The sequence below is a fragment of the Pseudomonas sp. HMWF021 genome, from assembly GCF_003061005.1.
Classification (GTDB): domain Bacteria; phylum Pseudomonadota; class Gammaproteobacteria; order Pseudomonadales; family Pseudomonadaceae; genus Aquipseudomonas.
The window spans coordinates 12690-21974 of sequence record NZ_QAIK01000083.1; the positions used below are offsets into that span (position 1 = coordinate 12690).

Below are 9285 nucleotides of genomic sequence, written 5' to 3' on the forward strand. Positions count from 1 at the left end.
TGGTGGCGGCTGGAGATGCGGCGCTGCCACAGCATCAGGTTGGCGATAACGCGCAGAGGCAGGGAAGCCTGGTTTTTTGCAGCTTTGTCTTCGAAGAACAGTTCGGAACTGAGTGTACGTTCCATGGTTGACATCCTTCCGCTTGTGGCGGGATCAGGTAGTGGTTTAACTGGTGCCCATGATCCTCTCGTTTGCCTAGTCTCTCTAGATACAGTTCAACTGTATTGTGAGTGACCAGTTAACTGTTTATAGGGGGTGTACGGGTCAAAATCGAACAAACTGTACCTATCCGCACCTAAGTGGTGCATTTTCGCGCAATCTTGGGGTTTGAGTAGGCAAAAGCTGTAGGAAATCACCGGTACAGAAGTACAGTTTTTGCCAGATAGGGGCAATGAAAAAACCGCTGGCGCAAACTGTGTTTGCATCAGCGGTTCGACTGTGCGGATTTACACCGCGAGCATGCGACCGGTTTCTTCCAGGTTCATGTGCCAGCTCAGGGCTTCGCGCAGGATGTGCGGGGTGTGGCCACCGATGGCGCATGCTGCGGTGAAGTAGTCGTTCAGCGCCTGGCGATAGTCCGGGTGCACGCAATTGTCGATGATCACCCGGGCGCGCTCGCGCGGGGCCAGACCGCGCAGGTCGGCCAGACCGACTTCGGTGACCAGAATGTCGACGTCATGCTCGGTGTGGTCGACGTGGCTGACCATCGGCACCACGCTGGAAATCGCCCCGCCCTTGGCGATCGACTTGGTCACGAACACCGCCAGGTGCGCATTGCGCGCGAAATCACCCGAACCACCGATGCCGTTCATCATCCGCGTGCCGCAGACGTGGGTGGAGTTGACGTTGCCGTAGATGTCGAACTCCAGCGCAGTGTTGATGCCGATGATGCCAAGACGACGCACCACCTCCGGGTGGTTGGAGATCTCTTGCGGGCGCAACACCAGTTTGTCCTTGTACTTCTCCAGATTGCCGAACACATCGCTGTTGCGCCGCTCCGACAATGTGATCGAGCTGCCCGAAGCGAAGCTCAGCTTGCCGGCGTCGATCAGGTCGAAGGTCGAATCCTGCAGCACTTCGGAGTACATGGTCAGGTCTTCGAACGGCGAGTCGATCAGGCCGCACATCACCGCGTTGGCGATGTTGCCGATCCCGGCCTGCAACGGGCCGAGCTTGCTGGTCATGCGCCCGGCGTCGACTTCCTGCTTGAAGAAAGTGATCAGGTGCTCGGCGATGGCGTTGGTGTCGACATCCGGGGTCGAGACGGTGGACGGCGAATCCGCTTGCTGGGTGATGACGATGGCGACGATCTTTTCCGGTGGAATCGGGATCGCGGTGCTGCCGATGCGATCGTCGACCTTTACCAGCGGGATCGGCGTGCGCGTCGGGCGGTAGGTCGGGATATAGATGTCATGCAGGCCTTCGAGGTTGGCGTTGTGCGCCAGGTTGATCTCGACGATTACCTGTTTGGCGAAAATCGCGAAGCTCGCGGAGTTACCCACCGAGGTGGTCGGCACGATGTGGCCCTGCTCGGTGATGGCCACGGCTTCGATCACCGCGATGTCCGGCAGCTTCAATTGCTGGTTGCGCAATTGCTCGACGGTTTCCGACAGGTGCTGGTCGATGAACATCACTTCGCCGGCGTTGATTGCCTTGCGCAGTGTGCTGTCGACCTGGAACGGCATGCGCCGCGACAACACGCCGGCCTCGGTCAGTTGCTTGTCGAGGTCGTTGCCCAGGCTGGCGCCGGTCATCAGGCTGATCTTCAGCGGCGTGACCTTGGCTCGCTCGGCCAGTGCGTGAGGGACGGCTTTGGCTTCGCCCGCGCGGGTGAAGCCGCTCATGCCGACGGTCATGCCGTCTTCAATCAGCGCGGCGGCGTCGGCGGCGCTCATCACTTTATCCAACAACGAAGGCAGGCGAATACGGTCACGGTACATGGATTATTTTCTCGGGAAGCGAGTAGCAGGATGCGCAGTCTAGTGAATTTCGCGGGCGCCTGTCCCGCTACCAAGGTCGCAAACGAGGCGTCTATTTAGCGGGTTTGAAGTAAAACACCGTTACCGGATCTGCAACAACGTGGCAAATTGTCCGACGCTTTGCGCAAACAAAAACGCCCCGACAAGTCGGGGCGTCCGGTGCAGCCGCGGGAAATTACTCCACCGCTTTGACCATGTCTTCGATGACTTTCTTCGCGTCGCCGAACACCATCATGGTCTTGTCCAGGTAGAACAGTTCGTTGTCCAGACCGGCATAACCGCTGGCCATCGAGCGCTTGTTGACGATGATGGTCTTGGCCTTGAACGCTTCGAGAATCGGCATGCCGGCAATCGGCGATTTCGGATCGTTCTTGGCGGCCGGGTTGACCACGTCGTTGGCGCCGAGCACCAGCACCACGTCGGCCTGGCCGAACTCGGAGTTGATGTCTTCCATCTCGAATACCTGGTCGTAAGGCACTTCCGCCTCGGCGAGCAGGACGTTCATGTGCCCGGGCATGCGACCGGCCACCGGGTGGATCGCGTACTTCACGGTCACGCCACGGTGAGTCAACTTCTCGGTCAGTTCTTTCAGTGCATGCTGCGCGCGAGCCACTGCCAGGCCGTAACCCGGAACGATGATCACGGTGTCGGCGTTGGTCAGCAGGAAGGTCGCGTCATCGGCCGAACCGGATTTCACCGGACGGGCTTCTTTCGCACCGGCAGGTCCTGCGTCAGCCGTATTGCCGAAACCGCCGAGCAGTACATTAAAGAAGGAACGGTTCATCGCCTTGCACATGATGTACGAGAGAATCGCACCACTCGAACCCACCAGAGAACCGGCAATGATCAGCATCGAGTTGTTCAGCGAGAAACCGATACCCGCCGCCGCCCAACCCGAATAGCTGTTGAGCATCGACACCACCACCGGCATGTCGGCACCGCCGATCGGGATGATGATCAGCACACCCATCACAAATGCCAGGGCCAGCATCAGCGCGAACGCGGCGAGGTTGCCGGTGAGCATGAAGGTCACACCCAGCACCAGCGTCGCCAGACCGAGTACCGCGTTCAGCTTATGCTGACCGGCGAACTGTACCGGAGCACCCTGGAACAGGCGGAAATTGTACTTGCCCGACAGCTTGCCGAAGGCGATCACCGAACCGGAGAAGGTGATCGCACCAATCGCCGCGCCGAGGAACAGCTCCAGACGGTTGCCCGCCGGGATCGAGTCGCCCAGTTGCTTGACGATGCCAAGGGATTGCGGCTCGACCACCGCAGCAATCGCGATGAACACCGCCGCCAGACCGATCATGCTGTGCATGAAAGCGACCAGTTCCGGCATCTTGGTCATTTCAACGCGTTTGGCCATGATCGAACCGGCAGTGCCGCCGATCAGCAGGCCGACGATGACGTAGCCGATACCGGCAGTTGCAAGCTCGGCACCGAGTTTATAGATGAGGCCGATGGTGGTGAGAATGGCCAGCGCCATGCCGAGCATGCCGAACAGGTTGCCGCGCCGCGAGGTGGTCGGGTGCGACAGGCCTTTGAGGGCCTGGATGAAGCAGATCGACGCGATCAGGTAGAGCGTCGTGACGAGATTCATGCTCATTACTTCGGCGCCTCTTCTTTTGCTTTCGGGGCTTTCTTCTTGAACATCTCAAGCATGCGGCGGGTGACCAGGAAGCCACCAAACACATTGACCGCAGCCAGCGCCACGGCGAGGGTGCCCATGGTCTTGCCCAGCGGCGTGACGGTCAGCGCAGCAGCGAGCATGGCACCGACGATCACGATCGCCGAAATGGCGTTGGTCACCGCCATCAACGGCGTGTGCAGCGCAGGTGTAACGTTCCAGACCACGTGGTAACCGACATAAATCGCCAGCACGAAGATGATCAGGTTGTAGATACCGGGGGAGATAAGCTCTTCCATCGTCTGAATCCCTGCTTAGGCGTTTTTGCGGATGACTTGTCCGTCGCGGCACATCAGGCACGCGGCGACGATGTCGTCTTCGAGGTTGACGTCGAACTGGCCTTCTTTGGTGAACACCAGCTTGAGGAAGTCCAGCAGATTGCGGGCGTACAACGCCGAAGCGTCTGCGGCGACTTCACCGGCCAGATTGGTCGGGCCGACGATGGTCACGCCGTTCTCGACCACCACCTGATCGGCCACGGTCAGCGGGCAGTTGCCGCCCTGGGCTGCCGCGAGGTCGATGACCACCGAGCCGGGCTTCATCTGCGCCACGGTGTCGGCGCTCAACAGTGTCGGCGCCTTGCGGCCCGGGATCAGTGCGGTGGTGATGACGATGTCGGCCTGCTTGGCGCGCTCGTGCACGGCCTGGGCCTGACGCTGCATCCAGCTTGCCGGCATCGGGCGCGCGTAACCGCCGACACCGACCGCGCATTCGCGCTCTTCGTCAGTCTCGTAAGGCACATCGACGAACTTGGCGCCGAGGGATTCGATCTGTTCCTTTACCGCCGGACGCACGTCAGACGCTTCGATCACCGCACCCAGACGTTTCGCCGTGGCAATCGCCTGCAACCCGGCCACACCTGCGCCGAGAATCAGCACGCGCGCCGCTTTCACGGTGCCCGCCGCGGTCATCAGCATCGGCATGAAGCGCGGATAGTAGTGCGCGGCCAGCAACACAGCCTTGTAGCCGGCAATGTTCGCCTGCGACGACAACACATCGAGACTCTGCGCCCGAGAGGTGCGCGGCGCCGCTTCCAGGGCGAACGCGGTAATCCCGCACTCGGCCATTTTGGCGATGGTTTCGTTATTGAAGGGGTTGAGCATGCCAACCAGCACTGTGCCGCGCTTGATCAGCGCCAGTTCGGCGTCGCTGGGGGCGACCACTTTGAGAATCAGCTCGGCACCGAACGCATCGTTGGCACTGCCAATGGTTGCGCCCGCCGCTTCATAGGCACTGTCGACAACGCTGGCTTTGACGCCGGCGCCGGTTTGCACAGTGACCTTATGACCTTGGCTGATCAGCTTTTTAATGGTTTCCGGGGTTGCAGCAACCCGTGTTTCACCGGTCTGGGTTTCGAGAGGAACACCAATGTGCACGTCAAATCTCCTGCGTGATCTTATTGAGTAAACCCAGGCACTGCGGATGGTGCGACTGGGGCGGCCGATCAGCACGATCCCGCCAAATCAGGGCGGGGCGCGGCATTTTGCAGGCGAACTTTATGCCCTTCAAGGGATTATGACGGGTGACGGAAAATTAACTACAAGTCATCCCGTGACCGAATGTCGCAGATGGCCAGTTCAATCCCTTGCAGGCCGTGCCTTGTAAGGATTCTGGCTGAATTTGAAAAAATTTCTCATCCGCGGCGTGAATAGGCCGCAATGAGTCGCGGATGGAGGCTCAAAGCCACGTCGGCAGGCGCTTGTGGGACGTCTGTACGACTTTCGGATACAGTCTGCGATTTTGCGACAAATACTTATATCTGTAGGGCTTTGAATTTCCTGACTACGAGGTTAATAATCGCTGTAGCCCTTTATCCCTCTAGGCTGTAGCTGTTTGCCTGATTGACCAGCCAATCACGAAAAGCCTTGAGTGAGGCCGATTCGACCTTTCGCTCCGGAATCATCAGGTAATACGCCTTGATGCTGGAGAGCGCATTCGGGTTGGCGATCACCAGCCGTTGCTCGGCCAGTTCACGCTGGATCAGGAACGGGGGAATCAGCGCAATCCCCATGTCATGCATGGCCGCCTGAGCCAGCATGGAGAATAGCTCGTAGCGCGGGCCTGTCATGTCGCGGGGGATGTTCAGGTGCCGGGCGTTGAACCACTGGCGCCAGGCGTAGGGGCGAGTGGTTTGCTGCAACAGAGGCAGTTCGGCGATTTCGTCCGGAGTCAGATGTGCCCTGTTGCCGAGTAGGTTGGGGCTGCACACCGGCATCGGATTCTCGCCCATCAGCCTGTGTGATTCGGTACCCGACCAATCGGCGTCGCCAAAGTAGATCGCCGCGTCGAAATCGGTGTCGGCAAACAGGAACGGACGGGTGCGGTTGGTCAGGTTGACCGTCACCTCCGGGTGCTTGAGCTGAAAATCCTTGAGGCGTGGCAGCAGCCACTGAGTGCCGAACGTCGGCACCACCGCCAGCTCGATCACGTTGGTGCCTTGCTGGCCCATCACTGAGAGTGTATCGCGCTCGACGGCGTCCAGTTGCGTGGCCACCCGACGGCTGTAGGAAAGGCCGGCTTCGGTCAGCTTCACGCCGCGTCGCGAGCGTCGGAACAGTTCCACACTGAGGAAGTCCTCAAGGCTGGCGATCTGTCGGCAAATGGCGCCCTGCGTGAGGGAAAGCTCTTCGGCGGCCTTGGTAAAGCTTTCATGACGAGCGGCGGCTTCGAAGCTGATCAGGGCGGTGGTACTGGGAATCTTCCTGCGCATGTACGGTAACCTCACTAATGCGCCGCATAAAAGGCATTCAGCGACGTCACGGAGTGAGAAATTAGCACAACAGAATGCGAAATCCTCGTTTGCCCCGATGGAGAACCGGGCCTAGGATCAATGCCACGTTAATTCACCGATTTGCGAGGACACACTCATGGGCGGTAAAGCTAGCTTCAACTGGATCGATCCCCTGCTGCTGGATCAACAGCTCACCGAAGAAGAGCGCATGATCCGCGACACCGCGGCGCAGTTCGCTCAGCAGAGCCTGGCGCCACGTGTCCTCGAAGCTTTCCGCCATGAGAAAACCGATCCGGCGATCTTCCGCGAAATGGGCGAAGTCGGCCTGCTCGGCGCGACCATCCCTGAGCAATACGGTGGCAGCGGCCTGAACTACGTCAGCTACGGCCTGATCGCCCGGGAAGTGGAGCGTGTCGACTCCGGCTATCGCTCGATGATGAGCGTGCAGTCGTCGCTGGTGATGGTGCCGATCAACGAATTCGGTACAGAAGCCCAGAAACAGAAATACCTGCCGAAACTGGCCTCCGGTGAATGGATCGGCTGCTTCGGCCTGACCGAGCCAAACCACGGTTCCGATCCGGGTGCGATGATCACCCGTGCGCGCAAAGTCGACGGCGGCTACAGCCTGACCGGCGCCAAGATGTGGATCACCAACAGCCCAATCGCTGATGTGTTCGTAGTCTGGGCCAAAGACGATGCCGGCGACATCCGTGGCTTCGTCCTGGAGAAGGGCTGGAAGGGCCTGAGCGCGCCGGCGATTCACGGCAAGGTCGGCCTGCGCGCATCGATCACCGGTGAAATCGTGATGGACAATGTGTTTGTACCGGAAGAGAACATCTTCCCCGATGTGCGTGGCCTGAAAGGTCCTTTCACTTGCCTCAACTCCGCACGCTATGGCATCTCCTGGGGTGCTTTGGGTGCTGCCGAGTTCTGCTGGCACACCGCTCGCCAGTACACGCTGGATCGTCAACAGTTCGGGCGTCCATTAGCTGCTACCCAATTGATCCAGAAGAAACTGGCCGACATGCAGACCGAGATTACCTTGGCCCTGCAGGGCTGTCTGCGTCTGGGTCGCATGAAGGATGAAGGCACTGCTGCGGTCGAAATCACTTCGATCATGAAGCGCAACTCCTGTGGCAAGTCGCTGGATATCGCCCGGATGGCTCGTGACATGTTGGGGGGCAACGGTATCTCTGACGAGTTCGGTGTGGCCCGTCACCTGGTTAACCTGGAAGTGGTGAACACCTATGAAGGTACTCATGACGTTCACGCGCTGATCCTCGGTCGTGCGCAAACCGGTCTGCAGGCGTTCTATTAACAGGAGAGCGAACATGGGCGCGCTGTCGCATCTGCGTGTACTGGATTTATCGCGCGTGCTGGCCGGGCCGTGGGCCGGGCAGATACTTGCCGACCTTGGCGCCGAGGTGATCAAGGTCGAGCGCCCGGGCAATGGCGATGACACGCGTGCCTGGGGGCCGCCGTTCCTCAAGGACGCTTACGGGGAGAACACCAGCGAGGCGGCTTACTATTTGTCGGCCAACCGCAACAAGCAATCGGTGACGATCGACTTCACTCGGCCTGAAGGTCAGAACCTCGTGCGGGAGCTGGCGGCGAAGTCGGACATTCTCATCGAGAACTTCAAGGTCGGTGGGTTGGCTGCCTATGGGCTGGACTACGAGTCGCTGAAGGCGATCAATCCGGATCTGATCTATTGCTCGATCACCGGTTTCGGTCAAACCGGCCCGTATGCCAAGCGCGCGGGTTATGACTTCATGATCCAGGGGCTCGGGGGGCTGATGAGCCTGACCGGACGTCCTGAAGGTGATGAAGGTGCCGGGCCGGTGAAGGTGGGTGTAGCGCTGACGGACATCCTTACCGGACTCTATTCGACTGTGGCGATTCTGGCGGCGCTGGCGCATCGTGATCACGACGGTGGTGGGCAGCATATTGATATGGCGTTGCTGGATGTGCAGGTTGCGTGTCTGGCAAACCAAGCCATGAATTACCTGACTACCGGCAATGCGCCCAAGCGTCTGGGTAACGCGCATCCCAACATCGTGCCGTACCAGGACTTCCCTACGGCTGATGGTGATTTCATTCTTACCGTTGGCAACGATGGGCAGTTCCGCAAATTTGCCGAGGTGGCGGGCCAGCCGCAGTGGGCGGACGATCCGCGTTTCGCGACCAACAAGCTGCGGGTGGCGAATCGCGCGGTACTGATTCCCCTGATCCGCCAGGCGACTGTGTTCAAAACCACTGCCGAATGGGTGACGCAGTTGGAGCAGGCGGGTGTGCCGTGTGGGCCGATCAATGATTTGTCCCAGGTGTTTGAGGACCCGCAGGTGAAGGCGCGTGGGCTGGCTATAGAGCTTCCGCATGCGCTGGCGGGATTGGTGCCGCAGGTGGCGAGTCCGATCCGGTTGTCGCAGACGCCTGTCGAGTATCGTCGCGCGCCCCCTTTGCTGGGCGAACATACGCTGGACGTTTTGCAGCGGGTGCTGGGTTTGGGCGCTGGTGCAGTGGAGGCACTCAGGGCTGATGGGGTGCTTTGAGTAGCCCTCTATATAGAAGACATCGTTTCTCTTCTTATATGTAGAAGGATTTGAGCGTTTTTTAGCCGATCCGTAAGTTGTTGAAAGAAAAGTGAAATTAACGGTTGACGGCAGAATCTGGAGGTCTATAATTCGCCCCACTTCCGGCGCAGTCGAAACGGAAAACTCCTTGAGATTCAATGAGTTATGCGGTTTTCGGCAGCGAGTTGCTTCAGTTCATCGAAGCCTGGAAGGAGTTGAAGGGGCGGTGATGTCTGGCTCTTTTGACGGTTCGATCTTCTCGGTCGAAAGCGGTGAAAAAGAGGTGTTGACAGCAGCGTGTAACGCTGTAGA

7 protein-coding genes are annotated in these 9285 nt (G+C 59.3%); 2 read left to right on the forward strand and 5 right to left on the reverse strand.

The window, feature by feature from the left end:
- Nucleotides 1-446 precede the first annotated feature (446 nt).
- From DBR18_RS11140 to DBR18_RS11160, 5 genes are all read right to left on the reverse strand, one after another.
- Nucleotides 447-1940 (reverse strand): acetyl-CoA hydrolase/transferase family protein, encoded by a 1494-nt coding sequence (locus tag DBR18_RS11140; RefSeq protein ID WP_108590356.1) that lies wholly within the window; start codon nt 1938-1940, stop codon nt 447-449.
- Between the two features lie 214 nt (nt 1941-2154).
- A complete protein-coding gene (locus tag DBR18_RS11145) occupies nt 2155-3588 on the reverse strand; it encodes an NAD(P)(+) transhydrogenase (Re/Si-specific) subunit beta (protein WP_108590357.1) in 1434 nt (477 codons plus the stop codon).
- Nucleotides 3588-3908, reverse strand: coding sequence for an NAD(P) transhydrogenase subunit alpha (locus DBR18_RS11150; protein ID WP_003220416.1), 321 nt, complete (start codon nt 3906-3908; stop codon nt 3588-3590). Before DBR18_RS11150 ends, DBR18_RS11145 begins: the two co-directional genes overlap by 1 nt.
- Nucleotides 3909-3923: 15 nt before the next feature.
- Nucleotides 3924-5045, reverse strand: coding sequence for a Re/Si-specific NAD(P)(+) transhydrogenase subunit alpha (locus DBR18_RS11155; RefSeq protein ID WP_025112356.1), 1122 nt, complete (start codon nt 5043-5045; stop codon nt 3924-3926).
- A gap of 434 nt (nt 5046-5479) precedes the next feature.
- Nucleotides 5480-6379, reverse strand: coding sequence for a LysR family transcriptional regulator (locus DBR18_RS11160; protein ID WP_108590358.1), 900 nt, complete (start codon nt 6377-6379; stop codon nt 5480-5482).
- Between the two features lie 157 nt (nt 6380-6536).
- Between DBR18_RS11160 and DBR18_RS11165 the strand changes: the two genes are divergently transcribed.
- Together DBR18_RS11165 and DBR18_RS11170 are read left to right on the forward strand one after the other, a co-directional pair.
- Nucleotides 6537-7718, forward strand: a complete 1182-nt coding sequence (locus DBR18_RS11165) for an acyl-CoA dehydrogenase (RefSeq protein ID WP_003220420.1) — start codon at nt 6537-6539, stop codon at nt 7716-7718.
- 13 nt (nt 7719-7731) lie between these two features.
- Nucleotides 7732-8952 carry a CaiB/BaiF CoA-transferase family protein gene (locus tag DBR18_RS11170; protein WP_108590359.1) on the forward strand — a complete coding sequence of 407 codons (1221 nt, stop codon included), beginning with the start codon at nt 7732-7734 and terminating at the stop codon, nt 8950-8952.
- Nucleotides 8953-9285: the final 333 nt, after the last annotated feature.

What these genes read in the sequence shown, in the direction of transcription:
- DBR18_RS11140 (WP_108590356.1), bottom strand. Translation starts at nt 1,940, where the DNA reads ATGTACCGTGACCGTATTCGCCTGCCTTCGTTGTTGGATAAAGTGATG.
- DBR18_RS11145 (WP_108590357.1), bottom strand. Translation starts at nt 3,588, where the DNA reads ATGAGCATGAATCTCGTCACGACGCTCTACCTGATCGCGTCGATCTGC.
- DBR18_RS11150 (WP_003220416.1), bottom strand. Translation starts at nt 3,908, where the DNA reads ATGGAAGAGCTTATCTCCCCCGGTATCTACAACCTGATCATCTTCGTG.
- DBR18_RS11160 (WP_108590358.1), bottom strand. Translation starts at nt 6,379, where the DNA reads ATGCGCAGGAAGATTCCCAGTACCACCGCCCTGATCAGCTTCGAAGCC.
- DBR18_RS11165 (WP_003220420.1), top strand. Translation starts at nt 6,537, where the DNA reads ATGGGCGGTAAAGCTAGCTTCAACTGGATCGATCCCCTGCTGCTGGAT.
- DBR18_RS11170 (WP_108590359.1), top strand. Translation starts at nt 7,732, where the DNA reads ATGGGCGCGCTGTCGCATCTGCGTGTACTGGATTTATCGCGCGTGCTG.